Origin of the sequence: Donghicola mangrovi (assembly GCF_013377535.1) — a bacterium.
In the GTDB taxonomy this organism is placed as follows: Bacteria; Pseudomonadota; Alphaproteobacteria; order Rhodobacterales; family Rhodobacteraceae; genus Donghicola; species Donghicola mangrovi.
The window spans coordinates 1-14,064 of record NZ_JABCJE010000003.1; the positions used below are offsets into that span (position 1 = coordinate 1).

Here is a 14,064-nt window from a genome sequence, read left to right on the forward strand (position 1 = left end):
CAATACCCTTCGGAAGTTTCACAACATCACCTGTTCAGATCAAAGCGGCCTGACGGGCTTCGTAGTCCGGAACGTCGGTGGCCTAGTGACGCGCGCAGGGACAGCAGGTTCGATCCGCATAATCCCTTTGCACAGAGGTGGCCAGACTTTGGCTTCGGGCTGACTGTAGCCCGCCCTCCGTTCATCTTTCAAAGTGGTCAGATCAGCCTTGCAAGCCTGTAGCCGTCGAGAATGGCGGCATGCAGATCCCGCGACGAAACCGCATCCCCGATCCGGTGCAGGGCGAATCCGTTCTTTCCGCCCAATGGTGCGCTGTTGTCTGCGCGCCTTGTCAGAATGTCCGGGTCGGTAAACCCCTTGTTCGAGGAGGCTTCGCGCAATGCATCAAACAGGTCATCCATGGGCTGTGTCCCGTGTTCGACCACGACAACCCCGGCCGTTCTGGTGAATTCCGCGCCGGAATAGGTGTTCTGAAACACCGCTTCGAGCGTGCGGCCCTTGCGGTGGACAGCGATCAGACGTGTATCTGTCAGTTGGCTCACGCCAAGTTCGGCAAAGTGTTTTCGGAACCCGCTACGGTCCTGATATGGCATCTCAATAACCGTGGCATCGTCGGGGGTTGCAAAGGTGATCTCCCTTCCTTCGCGGGCCAATTCCAGCACACAGGATGCCGCAGCCTGCCTGCCCGTAGCATCGTAGATCAGCACGGATGACGCGGCGGGGGTGGGCTGGCTTAGGATATCCCAAGTTGACAGGCAGTGCTCGGCTCCTTCCAGCCAGTCCAGATCGGGTACGCCACCCGTGGCTAGGATGACCGTGTCAGGCTGTTCCGCCAGAATATCGCTTTCGTCGGCATAAGTGTTCAGCCGCACATCCACCTCCTGCGCATAAAGGCTGTTATCACGCCAATAGATGATGCCCTGCAAATCTGCCCGTTCGCGAACTCGTGTCGCCAGCCGCAGCTGCCCGCCGAGCTGAGGCGCTGCTTCAAACAGCACGACCTGATGCCCACGAAGGGATGCGACACGGGCGGCTTCCATGCCGGCTGGACCACCGCCAACGACCACGACCTTGCCCGGTTGCGCCGCCTTTGGAATGTCATGCCCCAGCTTCAGTTCCCGCGTCGTTGCTGGGTTGTGGACGCAATGCGACTTGCGCAGCAGGCAATAGGATGCGCCGACGCAGGGGCGGATCTCGTCTTCGCGTCCGGCTCGCAGCTTCTGCACCAAATGCGGATCGGCCAGATGCGCCCGCGTCATGCCGACCAGATCGACCAAATCGGCGCGCAGCACATGGCGGGCCGTAGCCACATCCCGGATGCCGCCCGCATGCAGTAGCGGCAGGCTGACTTCCATGCGGAAGGCCGCCACCGAACCGAGGTACGGCGCGCTCTTTTGGAACATGCCGGGCATGTTATCTTCGGACAGGACAAGGTCACTTTCCATGCGTCCGTAGATGCAATTAAAGAAGTCTACCGTGCCTTCTCGTTCAAATGCCTGCGCAATCTCGATGCAATCGTCCAGCCGCAAGCCGCCATCGATGCCTTCGTCAACAACCAGCCGGATGCCGACCGGCATGGCATCACCCACCGCGCGGCGGATACGTTCATGGACCATGAAGGCAAAGCGCATCCGGTTCTCCAGGCTGCCGCCAAACCCGTCTGTGCGGGTATTCATCATTGGCGACAGGAACTGGCCGATCAGGTGGCCACCGGTCAGCGTCTCAAGCCCGTCAAGACCCGCATCGGCCACCCGACGCGCGGCGTTTTCGAAATCATCAAGAATGCGGTCGATGTCTTCGCGTGTCATTTCGCGCGGGAAGGACCGGTTTCGCTGTTCGCGCAGGCGTGACGGAGCGAGGACCGGCAACCAGTCACCGGTGGCGAATTGCGCCCGCCGCCCCAGATGCGAAATCTGCGTCATCACCGCCGCGCCTTCGGCATGGATCGCTTCGGCCAGTTTCGCCAGATGGGGAATGACCGCATCCGTCGACAGGTTGACCTGACCGGCCCCCCAACTGGAATCGCGTGACACCATTGCGCTTCCGCCGATCATTGTCATGGCCAGCCCGCCGCGCGCTTTTTCGACATGGTAGGCGCGATAGCGCTCCGCAGGCATCCCACCATCATCCATGGCCGACGCATGGGCTGTACTGATGACCCGGTTGCGCAGCGTCAGGCCCTTCAGGGTAAAGGGCTGCAGCAGGGGATCTTTGGGGGTTTCAACGGGGATTGATTGCATCTGTGCCACTCCTGATCAGGCGATGGCCAAATACCGCCCTATACACTTGCACCTTGATGTCGTGGGGCAGGACATTATGGAATATTGAAAAAATGCGGCAGAGATATACGCTCAGAGTATGGAAGACTTCACGCACCGCTTTCCCTCTCTCAAACCGTTCCTCGTTTTCGAATGCGCGGCTCGCCATGGCAGCTTTTCTGCGGCGGCAAAGGCGTTCAACATTTCGCAACCCTCGGTCAGCCGCAACATCGCGGCGCTTGAGGCGGAAATTGGCGTGGCCCTGTTCGAACGCCGCGCCACCGGGGCGCAGCTGTCCGATGCGGGTCGCGAGCTGTTCCTTGCCGTTGCACAGGGCCTGAACACTATCCAACAGTCGGTCACGTCCATCGAACGGCGCAAGGTCGAGGACGCGAATACCGTCACGCTGTCGGTATCGGGGTCGTTTGTCGCGCATTGGATGGCGCCGCGTCTCGGGGCATTTGCGCAGGCGTTTCCGCAGGTGCGGTTGCGGTTTCACCTGATTTCCGGATTGATGCCGGGGCTGCCCGATGATGCCGATCTAGCGATGCGCACCACGGATGGCCCCGACCCGGATCACCCCAGTTGGACCTTTTCGCCGGAAATCGTCCTGCCGCTGTGTAGCCCCGCCTACAAGGTTGATCACATGTCGACGGGACCAAGGACTATCCTGCATTTGTCGGATCATACGCATTGCATTTGGGCGGACATGGCGGCTCTGCCCCGACCGGGGGAAAGCGGTGATGTCTGCCATGAATTCGACGATTATTCCGTTATCCTTCAGGCGGCGCTGGACGGCGGCGGGATCGCTCTTGGCTGGCTCAGTGTCACGTCACGGCTGCTTCTCGAAGGCAGGCTGGTGCCCGCAACAGGCCACGTGCATCACACGGGACGGCAGCATTCGCTTATCCAGTGTTCAAGGCATCCCTCGCGTGAGATTCTTCCACAAATCGCACAATGGCTGGTGGCACAGATGGCCGCCGACCGGGCGGTTCTGGGGTCAGAATTCCGCTGAGTTTCAATGACTTGATCCGCAGAGTGTTCGGCCGTAGTCGATGGTCAATCCGCCTGCGCCATCACTGGTGAATTCACCGCGGAAGCCATCCACGCCGGCATTGAGGGATACGGCTTGCCTAAGAACACCTTCCTCCTTGATCCCATCCTCCTCTTCGGCGAATTGGGCTTGGTGAACGCGATGTTCGTCTCGGTCGGGCCGCTTCAAAAAACCTCTTGATATTTCGACGAGGCAGTGCGCTCGCCTAGTGCGAAACTGGGTGACCTCGATCGGTATCGAGCCGAGCGACTATGAATCCTGTCGCGAAATTTGAAACTTTGTTCCAACGGCTGCCGCACAGAGGAAGATCAAGTCTCTTGTTTCCCGAATTTCAAGGACCGAGGCGCGGCATGTTCCATGTGTTCTCGCATGAGGCGCGCGGCCTCGTCAATTTCACCACGGACCATGTGGCCGAATATCTGGTCATGTTCCTTCCAAACGCGCAGGGTCGCCCCAGGGACACTGAGAACCTCGGACATAGCACGCTGGAGGTGGCGCCAGTTCAGGCTCATGGTGTCGGCGATAATGATGTTGCCTGATAGATCGTAGATCAGTGTGTGAAAATCCATGTCCGCACGCAGGGCTGAGGCGAAGTCGCCGCTCTGCACATGGCTCTTCCCGCGTGCGATGATCTCGCGGCCTGTGGCGATGGCTTCCTTGGTCATCCGCGCGGTCGCCAGTTGAACGGCAAGCGGCTCGACCGCCGTTCTGAATTGATAAATTGAATCGAACAACGCCTGATCGATGGGGGCAACGATCACGCCGCGCTTTCCGGTTTCTTGGACGAATCTCTGCGCCTTCAGCATGGCAATGGCGCTCGTCAATGGTTGGCGCGAGACGTTCAGGCGGTCTGCCAATTCGTCTTGGTTCAAACGCTCACCCGCTCGAATATCGCCGGCGCTAATGGCCTCAAGAAGTGCATCATAAGCTTGATCAACAAGCGATTTATTCTGAACCAAGGCTTCCATGCGCGTCCTTTCAAAAGGGGTTTCCCTGCCTCCCTACGAGCCAGTCTACTTTCTGCGTTGACAGGTTTCAAGTCGTCGTGTTTCGTATACGGAACACGAGATACCAAGTTTTGGTTTAAAAACAGGGAGAGGAAAATGTCGGCACAGATCCGAGTACTGCTCGCAAAGGTGGGCCTTGATGGCCATGACCGCGGCGTGAAGGTGGTAGCGCGTACGCTACGGGATGGTGGCATGGACGTGGTCTATACAGGGCTGCACCGCACGCCCGAGGAAGTGGTCACTGCAGCGGTGCAGGAAGACGTGGATATTTTGGGCGTCTCGCTGCTGTCGGGCGTGCAGATGACGGTATTCCCTAAGATATTTGCTTTGTTGAAAGAGAAAAATGTTGAGGACATGATCGTCGTCGCAGGCGGGGTCATGCCCGACGAGGACGTGGTGGAGCTCAAGAAGATGGGCGTCGCCGAAGTGCTGCTTCAGGACACGCCACCGCAGCAGATCATCGATACGCTGACGGGTCTCGTCGAGGCGCGGGGGGCACGCTGATGGTTGCCATGGAGCAATGGTCCTGGCCGCCGTCCTACGACGACAGCTACTTGCCGGACCCATCCTCGCGCTACTGGTTCAAGGAACGCGAGACCATGCCAGCGGGAGACCGCGAGGCGGCAATCCTACAGCGCCTTCAAGAGGTCTGCGCCTACGCTTACGAGAACGCACCGTTTTATAAGCGGAAGTGGGACGAGGCCGGGTTTCATCCTTCGCAGTTGAAATCGCTGGAGGATTTCGAATCCCGCGTCCCGGTTGTGAAGAAGGCTGACCTGCGCGCGGCACAAGAGGCGCATCCGCCGTTCGGGGATTACCTCTGCGTGCCGGACTCCCAGGTTGCCCGCGTCCACGGCACATCCGGGACCACTGGCCGCCCCACTGCCTTCGGCATCTCGGCGCAAGACTGGCGCAGCATTTCCAACGCCCATGCCCGCATCATGTGGGCTATGGGGATGCGCCCAGGGGATACGATCTGCGTCGCTGCGATCTTCTCGCTCTACATGGGGTCATGGGGTGCGCTTGGCGGTGCCGAGCGGCTGGGTGCCAAGGCGTTTCCGTTTGGCGCGGGCGCGGCAGGCATGTCGTCGCGGTGTGCGCAGTGGCTCGACATCCTTAAACCGGCAGGCTTCTACGGCACGCCGACTTACGCAATCCACCTCGCCGAAACGGCGATCAAGGACGGGCGCGATCCGCGCAAGTTCGGGCTGAAGTACATGTTCTTCAGTGGCGAGCCTGGGGCTTCGATCCCGTCGATCCGCGAGCGCATTGAGGACCTCTATGGTGCCAAGGTCTACGACAGCGGCTCCATGGGCGAGATGACACCTTGGATGCACGTCGGCGGGTCGAAGGAAACGCCGGGGATGCTATGCTGGCAGGACATCGTCTACACCGAGGTCTGCGATCCCGCCACGCACCACCGCGTGCCCTATGGTCAACGCGGAACACCAGTCTACACGCATCTTGAACGTACCTCCCAACCGATGATCAGGTTGGAATCTGGTGACCTGACCGTCTGGACCAATGACCCGACGCCTTGTGGACGCACCTACCCGCAGTTGCCCATGGGTATCATAGGCCGGATCGACGACATGATCACCATTCGGGGCGAGAACGTCTATCCGTCTGAAATCGAAGCCGCATTGAGCCAACTCAATGGGTACGGCGGAGAGCATCGCATCTTCATCACCCGCGAAGGCACGATGGACGAGATGCTGATTTCGGTCGAACAAGAGGGCGAAGGTTGGGCGCGCGGCGAAGACACCCGCAAAGCCTTCCATGCGCAGGTGGCAACGCAGCTGCACAACATGCTCGGTCTGCGTTCGGTGATCGAGATCGTCGCGCCGAACACTCATGAACGGACCGATTTCAAAGCCAAGCGCGTGATTGACGACCGTGTAGCCTTTGCCGAGATGCAGGCCCGCCATCTGGAAGCTTCGTCATGAGCAGGCCCTATATCCCCTCGATAGACATGATCGGACCTGCATCTGCAGGCGAGACATGGGCGATCGCACGGCTGATCTCGCGCGCCGAAGCCGGTGTTCCCGAAGTGCGCTCCGCCATGGGCGAGATCTATCGCCGCGCGGGCCGCGCCCACGTGATCGGCATTACCGGCGTTCCTGGTTCGGGCAAGTCCACCATGGTGGGCAAGCTGGTGCGCAAACTGCGGGACCAAGGCCAGCGCGTGGCTGTCGTCGCCATCGATCCCTCCAGCCCCTATTCGGGCGGCTCTATCCTTGGTGATCGCATCCGCATGTCGGATCTCGTTATGGATCCACATGTCTTCATTCGATCGATGGCAACGCGGGGCGCGGTGGGCGGCATGGCGCATGCAGCGCTCGACGTGGTCGATGTGCTGGACATCGGCGGCTTTGACAAAATCATCATCGAAACGGTGGGCGTCGGACAGGACGAGGTGGAAATTGCGAAGTCTTCACACACCACCGTCGTCGTCTCGGCGCCGGGGCTGGGGGACGAGATTCAGGCTATCAAGGCGGGCATCCTAGAGATCGCCGACATCCACGTCGTCTCGAAATGTGACCGCTCGGATGCCAACCGAACCATGACCGACCTCAAGATGATGCTGAAGGACGGGGTTGGTCAGGCTCTCACGCGAGGCTGGGTGCCGCCGGTTCTGGGAACGTCTTCGCTGAACGAAGAAGGCTTCGATGATCTGGTGGCTGCTTTCGATAAACATCTGACCGCCCTCGATGGGCCAGCCGGAGAGGCGCGACGTGCTCAGATCAGCGCCTTCCGCCTGAAAAAGGCGACGGAGACGCTGATGCTCGAAAGGCTAAGGCGCGATGGCGCCTTTGACACCTACACCCCCCGCGTGGCTGCCCGCGAAACCGATCCCTACGCCGCCGCCACTGCCATTGCTGACGCATTCTCAAGGATTTGACCAAATGACCAAGACCATCGCCCAATCCACCCCCGAAGAAATTGCCGCCGCCGCCAAGGCTTGGGAAGACACGGAAGTTGCTAATTTCATCGCCCGCGCGCCGGAAGCGAAAGAGGCCTATTTCACCCTCGGCGATTTTCCGGTCAAGCGCACCTACACCGCCGCCGACATCGCCGACACCCCCGCCGAGGACATCGGGTTGCCGGGGAAATATCCTTTTACCCGTGGTCCTTATCCGACGATGTATCGCGGTCGGAACTGGACAATGCGCCAGATCGCAGGCTTTGGGACTGGGGAAGACACCAATAAACGCTTCAAGTTCCTGATCGAGGCGGGTCAGACTGGGATTTCCACAGACTTCGACATGCCGACCTTGATGGGTTATGACAGCGACCATCCTATGTCCGACGGCGAAGTGGGTCGCGAGGGCGTGGCAATCGACACGCTGGCCGACATGCGCGCGCTGCTAGACGGGATCGATCTGGAGAAGATCTCGGTCTCGCTGACGATCAACCCGACGGCGTGGATCCTGCTCGCCATGTATATCGCGCTCTGTGAAGAGCGTGGCTATGACCTAAACAAGGTCTCGGGGACCGTGCAGGCGGACATCCTAAAAGAATACATGGCACAGAAGGAATACATCTACCCGATCGCGCCTTCAGTTCGCATCGTCCGCGACATCATCGGCCACACAACAAAGACCATGGCGCGCTACAACCCGATCAATATCTCGGGCTACCACGTTTCCGAGGCCGGAAGCTCGCCGTTGCATGAGGCCGCCTTCACGCTGGCGAACCTGATCGTCTATGTCGAGGAAGTGCTGAAAACCGGTGTGAAGGTTGATGACTTTGCACCGCGTCTGGCCTTTTTCTTTGTCTGCCAAGCCGATTTCTTCGAGGAAATCGCCAAGTTCCGGGCTCTGCGTCGTTGCTACGCGAAAATTATGAAGGAGCGCTTCGGGGCGCAAAAACCGGAATCGATGCGTCTTCGTTTCCACTGTCAGACGGCGGCAGCCTCACTGACAAAGCCGCAATATATGGTCAACGTAATGCGTACGACAACGCAGGCGCTGGCCGCAGTTCTTGGCGGCGCGCAATCGTTGCACACCAACGGTTACGACGAAGCCTTCGCCATTCCGACAGAGCACGCCATGCAACTGGCGCTGCGCACGCAGCAGGTTATTGCAGATGAGACCGGCGTGACTCAGGTCGTTGACCCGCTCGGCGGATCATATTTCGTTGAGAGCCTGACTAACGACTACGAAAAGAAAATCTTCGAAATCCTCGACGAAGTCGAAGAGCGCGGTGGCACCATCAAGCTGATCGAGGAAGGCTGGTTCCAAAAGCACATCGCCGACTTCGCTTACGAGACCGCTTTACGCAAACAATCGGGGGAAAAGCCGGTTATCGGCGTGAACCGCTATGTGCTCGACGAGAGTGACGTCAAGATCGAGACTCATCCCTACGACGAGTCAACCGCGCGGCGGCAAGTCGAGCGCACGCAGTCGGTGCGGGCGAACCGCGATGAAGCCAAGGTGCAGACCCTCCTCGAGGAGCTTGTTGCTGTCGCTCAGGATGAAAGCCAGAACATCATGCCCGTCACCATCCAATTGGTGAAGGAAGGCGCGACCATGGGTGACATCGTCGAGAAGCTGAAGGCCATCTGGGGCGTCTACCGCGAAACGCCGGTGTTTTGATGGGACAGGCTAGGAAACATACTAGGGACTTGAGCGAACGTGTCCGGAAGGGCGACCGCGATGCAGCTACGCAGCTCTTGTCACATTCGGTGAGGCTGGGGCACAGGCGGCTGGCGGTGCGACGGCTTTTTTTCGCCCATGCCATCGGGGCGAAGATTGATGCCGATGACGTCGCCTACTGCGCCAAGTTGCTCGACGATCTGCCCTTCGAAGCGATCCGCGATCTAGCTGGCGACGCGCAAGCGCAGGCTCGTAGAATTCAGCGGAGGGCAAGCCTTGTCTGAGTTGACCGCACTCATAGCCACTTACGAGGGTGTTACTCCGAGATTGGCGGGTGCCCCGGCCTTTGCTGGACCGGGGGCCGCAGTTCTGGGGCGGGCAACGCTTGGCACAGGCGCTTGGCTCGGAGCTTTCAGCGTGATCCGCGCAGATGGGCACACAATCGATATCGGCGACGATTTCCACCTAGGCGGTCACGGCACGGTGCATATCGCCCATGCCATCTTACCCACGATTATCGGCCACCATGTCACGGCCGGAGAGAATGCCGTGATTCATGCCTGCACCGTTGGCGATGACTGCGTGGTGGAGCGGGACGCGGTGATCCTTGACGGATCAGTCATAGGGGATGGCGCGGTGATCGCAGCCGGATCCATCGTCTTTCCACGCTCGCAGTTGAATGGCGGCTGGCTCTACTCGGGATGCCCCGCAAAGCCGGTTTCGCAGATCAACACAGCCGAGCGCGAAGCGCGCCATCGCAAGACACGTGCTGCTGATAGTGGTTCGCAGGAAGTAACGCGATCGGAAGATACGGCAGAATGCTTCCTCGCCCCAACCTCGCGGTTGACCGGAACCCTGATCAGCGGGAGAGACGTCGGCGTTTGGTATGGTTGCACCTTGAATGCGGGCGGCCACGTGATCCGCATCGGTGACGGCTCGAACGTGCAGGACAACTCGGTTCTGACCTGTATCGAAGGCGATATCACCATCGGCGCTGATGTCACGATCGGTCACAACGTGACTATGGCCGATTGCACGGTGGAAAGCGGCAGCCTGATCGGCATCGGAGCGATCCTTGCCCCGGGCACCCATGTGGAAAGCGATGTTCTGGTAGCGGCGGGCGCGCAGTCTGAACCGGGACAGATGCTGACCAAAGGGCAGGTTTGGGCCGGGCGACCGGCGCGGCCGATTGGACCAATGGATGAGCGCAAGCGGGCAATCATGTCCGGCACCCTTCCACATTACGTCGAATACGCTCGGACCTTCAGCGCTACACCGCACGAACCACTGACCCAACTGCAATCAGAACTAAACGGGGAGGACTGACATGGGACATCGCTTGTCAAAGATTGTTACGCGCACCGGCGATACCGGCACGACCGGTCTGTCGGACGGTTCGCGCATTGACAAAGACGCTCCGCGGATGGAGGTCATTGGTACAGTAGACGAACTGTCATCATGCATTGGCTTTGCACAAAGTTTGCTGCCAGAGGACCATACCCTGCGTGAGGCGCTCTCGTTTGTGCAGCATGATCTTTTTGATCTGGGCGGTGCGCTCTCGCATCCAGATGCTGTGCTACTGACAATTGCCCATGTGGGACGGCTGGACGCTTTGGCTGAACAACTCAACGATGGGCTGCAACCGCTGAAAGAGTTCATCCTGCCCGGCGGCTCTATGGCGATCAGCACATTGCACATGGCTCGGACAGTGGCGCGGCGGGCGGAGCGCCGCCTGATCTCTCTGCTGGAACTTGAACCGCAGGACGGCGCACAGGGTATGGCCTATCTCAACCGGCTGTCAGACGTGCTGTTCATCGCTGCGCGGCGGGTCGCCCAAGACACCGGCCAAACTGAACATCTCTGGCAGCAGGGTAAGAGCCTGTCGTGACGTCGAAAATCCGCACAGTCGGCGTGATCGGCGCAGGACAGATGGGCACAGGAATCGCGCAGGTCTTGGCTCAGGCGGGCTACACCGTCTCCTTGAATGACCTCTCTCCGGCACAGGTCGAGGCCGCGCTGGGACGGATCGGCAAGTCACTGGCGAGGCTCGTAGAGAAGAACCGGCTCGCGGCAGAAGACGCAAGAGCGACCGGCACCCGACTGTCCCTTGCTTCTGTCGACGTCATCGGAAAATGCGACCTCGTGATCGAGGCCGCAACCGAAGACGAAAGTGTCAAGCGCCGCATCTTCGACGATCTCGCGCCCCATCTCGCTCCACATACGATCCTCACCACGAACACGTCTTCGCTGTCGATCACGCGGCTCGGCGCCGCGACCGACCGCCCCGAACGGTTTATGGGCCTGCACTTCATGAACCCGGTCCCCGTTATGCAACTGGTGGAATTGATCCGCGGCATCGCCACCGACCAGCCGACCTTTAACTCGGTGGCGGGCGTGGTCGCACGTCTGGGCAAAACGGCCTCGATCTCCGAGGATTACCCCGCCTTCATTGTCAACCGGATCCTCGTGCCGATGATCAACGAGGCAGCTTATGCTCTTTACGAAGGCGTTGGAAACGTAAGCTCGATCGACGATTCAATGAAACTTGGCGCAAATCATCCGATGGGTCCGCTAGAGCTTGGCGATTTCATTGGGCTGGATACCTGTCTCGCAATCATGCACGTTCTGAATGAGGGACTCGGAGACACCAAGTATCGCCCCTGCCCACTGCTGGTGAAATACGTCGAAGCAGGGTGGCTCGGCCGCAAGGTCGGGCGAGGATTTTACGATTACCGGGACCGTGATGCCGGCCCCGTACCGACACGTTGAAGAGGCGTGTGAGCATCAACATGAACCTTGGGAGGGGGCAATGAGCGATACGATACCGGAATTAGAAACCCTGACGGGACGCCAGCGCGACACTGCAGAGCGGTTGCAGCAACTGTCCGTGCGACTGATGATGGCGCTGTCACGTCGCAAGTCGCCAAACCCCGGCATCGAGGCACCAGGACCGGACCTATACGCCAAGACCGCCGCCGCTTGGTGGGAGCAAATGTTGCAAAACCCAACATGGGCCGTGGGGCACGCGGTAGGCTTTTGGGAAAGCTCGATGCAGGCTTGGGTCGGCGCCCTGCAGCATTCCGAGGACGGTCCAGGCACCGAAAAGGACAAGCGCTTTGCCGATGCTGATTGGCAAGAGAACCCATGGCTGGACTACCTCAAGCGTCAGTACAAGGTCACCTCCGCCGCGATGCGCAGCGCAGTGGCTGACCTCGACACGCTACCCGAGACCGATAAGCGCCGCCTCAGCTACTTCACCGACCAAATTGCCAACCTGATGGCACCGAACAATTTTCTCGGCTCCAATCCAGAAGCCCTGCGCCGCGCGATGGAAACGGACGGCGAAAGCCTGCTGAAGGGGCTTGAAAACCTCGTGGCGGATCTCGAAGCCAACAATGGCGAGCTGTTAGTCAAGCTTGTGGATGACAGTGCCTTTTCAGTCGGCGACAACATCGCTACCGCACCTGGACAGGTGGTGCTACGCACCAAGATGATGGAGCTGATCCAATACGCCCCGACGACCGAAAACGTCTATGCCATCCCGATCGTGATTTTTCCCCCGTGGATCAACAAGTTCTACATTCTCGATCTCAAGCCGCAGAACAGCTTAATCCGCTGGTTGACGGAGCAAGGCTACACTGTCTTCGTGGCCTCTTGGGTGAACCCAGACGAGTCGTTGAAGGATGCCGGGCTCGAGGATTATATCACTGATGGTTTTCTCGCCGCGATCGAGGCTGCCAAGGAAATCTGCGATCAAGAGAAGGTCAATGTGGTGGGCTACTGCATTGCCGGCACCACCCTGTCGCTGACCCTGTCCTACCTGAACCAGATCGGAGACACTTCGGTCAACTCCGCAACGCTATTCACAGCGCTGACCGACTTCTCGGATCAGGGCGAGTTCACGCCATTTCTGCAGGAGGATTTCGTTGACGGCATCGAAGTACAGGTAGGTCGATCTGGCCTGCTGCCCGCGCGGGTCATGTCACGAACCATGTCCTTCCTACGCTCGAACGATCTCGTCTACGGCCCGGCGATCAAATCCTACCTGCTAGGCGAAACACCGCCCGCCTTCGATCTTCTCTACTGGAATGGGGATAGCACGAACCTTCCGGGAAAGATGACGATGCAGTATCTGCGCGGACTTTGCCGAGCCAACGACTTCGCTGAGGAACGGTTCGCTCTGATGGGCCGCACGCTGAAACTGTCTGACGTGCGCGTACCCCTGATGGCTGTCACCGCCGAAAGCGACCATATCGCGGCGTGGAAGGATTGCTATCGCGGCGTACAGAAGATGGGATCGGCAGACAAAACTTTCATCCTCTCGCAGTCGGGTCACATCGCTGGGATTGTCAATCCGCCGTCCAAGGGCAAGTACGGCCATTATACCAATTCCGACCTATCGAAGACCGCCGTGGAGTGGCAGAAAGAGGCAAACTTCCATCAGGGATCCTGGTGGCCGCTTTGGGACGCTTGGCTGAAACCCCGCTCCGGCGACCTCGTCCCGGTGCGCAAGCCCGCCGAAAACGACTTAGGCGCTGCGCCGGGGAGCTATGTGAAGCAGCGCGCGGGGTGAAGCCCTCCAAATGCGCTGTGTCACCATGATTTGGAAAGGGGTGACACTGGCCGTTCTGAATGCACTCGCTCGAACGGCCTCCAATTCGATCTCCCGCGCTCAGCCACATCGCCAACACAGTTCTAGCGTGCAAGCATATCGCAAAGTGGCTTTCGGCGATGCAAAGTCCGCTTTTGCAACGGGACAGTGGATCATTCGCGCGTGCAGCGAATGCACACTTTCCGCCCTTTCCTGTAGGTGAACCAAGGTTCCGCGGCGCGATACTGGCGGAGTGTCCGCTTTCCTGTTCTGAGAGAGATCGGTTGGCGCGTGCAGAGAAGGTCCGGAATCCGCCCTTGCCAATCCTGGACATCAAATTCTTGTATTGCCCCATTGATTTCCTGCTCATGCTGTAATGGAAGAAAGTAGCCATGAAGAAGAGTATGAAGGAAACTGTTAAACGCTGGACACCTAAGCGAAAGACTACCCAGATGATTGAGATCAGTCAGGGTGAGACCGCGGTGGCGGGGGCTAGCCGGACCTATGATCTGACGCCGTCTGAGGTCGAAACCTGAGTCGACGACGCCAAGAAGGG

Annotated in this window: 13 protein-coding genes; 10 read left to right on the plus strand and 3 right to left on the minus strand. The window is 59.4% G+C overall.

What is annotated here, in order from left to right:
• Nucleotides 1-197 precede the first annotated feature (197 nt).
• Complete coding sequence (locus tag HJ536_RS07990) at nt 198-2,240, minus strand: NADH:flavin oxidoreductase (RefSeq protein WP_177157340.1); 2,043 nt, start codon at nt 2,238-2,240, stop codon at nt 198-200.
• A 118-nt stretch (nt 2,241-2,358) separates the two neighbouring features.
• Here HJ536_RS07990 and HJ536_RS07995 point away from each other — a divergent pair, with 118 nt between their 5' ends.
• The gene (locus HJ536_RS07995) at nt 2,359-3,273 is read left to right on the plus strand and encodes a LysR family transcriptional regulator (protein ID WP_177157341.1); all 915 of its coding nucleotides are present in this window, start codon (nt 2,359-2,361) and stop codon (nt 3,271-3,273) included.
• A gap of 3 nt (nt 3,274-3,276) precedes the next feature.
• Here the strand turns inward: HJ536_RS07995 and HJ536_RS08000 are convergent, their stop codons facing one another.
• Both HJ536_RS08000 and HJ536_RS08005 read right to left on the minus strand, forming a co-directional pair.
• Entirely contained in the window at nt 3,277-3,480 is a 204-nt protein-coding gene (locus HJ536_RS08000) for a hypothetical protein (protein WP_177157342.1), read from the minus strand.
• 140 nt (nt 3,481-3,620) lie between these two features.
• On the minus strand, nt 3,621-4,280 hold the full coding sequence (locus HJ536_RS08005) for a GntR family transcriptional regulator (protein ID WP_177157343.1): 660 nt from the start codon (nt 4,278-4,280) through the stop codon (nt 3,621-3,623).
• Nucleotides 4,281-4,415: 135 nt separating this feature from the next.
• Between HJ536_RS08005 and HJ536_RS08010 the strand changes: the two genes are divergently transcribed.
• From HJ536_RS08010 to HJ536_RS08050, 9 genes are all read left to right on the plus strand, one after another.
• Nucleotides 4,416-4,823, plus strand: coding sequence for a cobalamin B12-binding domain-containing protein (locus tag HJ536_RS08010; RefSeq protein ID WP_177157344.1), 408 nt, complete (start codon nt 4,416-4,418; stop codon nt 4,821-4,823).
• The gene (locus tag HJ536_RS08015) at nt 4,823-6,265 is read left to right on the plus strand and encodes a phenylacetate--CoA ligase family protein (RefSeq protein WP_228028676.1); all 1,443 of its coding nucleotides are present in this window, start codon (nt 4,823-4,825) and stop codon (nt 6,263-6,265) included. The genes HJ536_RS08010 and HJ536_RS08015 overlap by 1 nt, the downstream gene beginning before the upstream one ends.
• Entirely contained in the window at nt 6,262-7,221 is a 960-nt protein-coding gene (gene meaB / locus HJ536_RS08020; protein ID WP_177157345.1) for a methylmalonyl Co-A mutase-associated GTPase MeaB, read from the plus strand. Before HJ536_RS08015 ends, meaB begins: the two co-directional genes overlap by 4 nt.
• 4 nt (nt 7,222-7,225) lie before the next feature.
• The gene (locus HJ536_RS08025; RefSeq protein WP_177157346.1) at nt 7,226-8,917 is read left to right on the plus strand and encodes a methylmalonyl-CoA mutase family protein; all 1,692 of its coding nucleotides are present in this window, start codon (nt 7,226-7,228) and stop codon (nt 8,915-8,917) included.
• 116 nt (nt 8,918-9,033) lie between these two features.
• Nucleotides 9,034-9,201 (plus strand): hypothetical protein, encoded by a 168-nt coding sequence (locus HJ536_RS08030; RefSeq protein WP_177157347.1) that lies wholly within the window; start codon nt 9,034-9,036, stop codon nt 9,199-9,201.
• 133 nt (nt 9,202-9,334) lie between these two features.
• Complete coding sequence (locus HJ536_RS08035; protein WP_338082421.1) at nt 9,335-10,243, plus strand: gamma carbonic anhydrase family protein; 909 nt, start codon at nt 9,335-9,337, stop codon at nt 10,241-10,243.
• A 1-nt stretch (nt 10,244) separates the two neighbouring features.
• Entirely contained in the window at nt 10,245-10,805 is a 561-nt protein-coding gene (locus HJ536_RS08040; RefSeq protein ID WP_177157349.1) for a cob(I)yrinic acid a,c-diamide adenosyltransferase, read from the plus strand.
• Nucleotides 10,802-11,686, plus strand: coding sequence for a 3-hydroxybutyryl-CoA dehydrogenase (locus HJ536_RS08045; RefSeq protein ID WP_338082422.1), 885 nt, complete (start codon nt 10,802-10,804; stop codon nt 11,684-11,686). The genes HJ536_RS08040 and HJ536_RS08045 overlap by 4 nt, the downstream gene beginning before the upstream one ends.
• 40 nt (nt 11,687-11,726) lie before the next feature.
• Nucleotides 11,727-13,490 carry a PHA/PHB synthase family protein gene (locus HJ536_RS08050; protein WP_177157350.1) on the plus strand — a complete coding sequence of 588 codons (1,764 nt, stop codon included), beginning with the start codon at nt 11,727-11,729 and terminating at the stop codon, nt 13,488-13,490.
• The last annotated feature ends 574 nt before the right edge of the window (nt 13,491-14,064 follow it).

Excerpts from the sequence above, each read along its gene's own strand:
- HJ536_RS07990 (WP_177157340.1), bottom strand. The coding sequence starts at position 2,240 with ATGCAATCAATCCCCGTTGAAACCCCCAAAGATCCCCTGCTGCAGCCC.
- HJ536_RS07995 (WP_177157341.1), top strand. The coding sequence starts at position 2,359 with ATGGAAGACTTCACGCACCGCTTTCCCTCTCTCAAACCGTTCCTCGTT.
- HJ536_RS08005 (WP_177157343.1), bottom strand. The coding sequence starts at position 4,280 with ATGGAAGCCTTGGTTCAGAATAAATCGCTTGTTGATCAAGCTTATGAT.
- HJ536_RS08010 (WP_177157344.1), top strand. The coding sequence starts at position 4,416 with ATGTCGGCACAGATCCGAGTACTGCTCGCAAAGGTGGGCCTTGATGGC.
- HJ536_RS08015 (WP_228028676.1), top strand. The coding sequence starts at position 4,823 with ATGGTTGCCATGGAGCAATGGTCCTGGCCGCCGTCCTACGACGACAGC.
- meaB (WP_177157345.1), top strand. The coding sequence starts at position 6,262 with ATGAGCAGGCCCTATATCCCCTCGATAGACATGATCGGACCTGCATCT.
- HJ536_RS08025 (WP_177157346.1), top strand. The coding sequence starts at position 7,226 with ATGACCAAGACCATCGCCCAATCCACCCCCGAAGAAATTGCCGCCGCC.
- HJ536_RS08040 (WP_177157349.1), top strand. The coding sequence starts at position 10,245 with ATGGGACATCGCTTGTCAAAGATTGTTACGCGCACCGGCGATACCGGC.
- HJ536_RS08050 (WP_177157350.1), top strand. The coding sequence starts at position 11,727 with ATGAGCGATACGATACCGGAATTAGAAACCCTGACGGGACGCCAGCGC.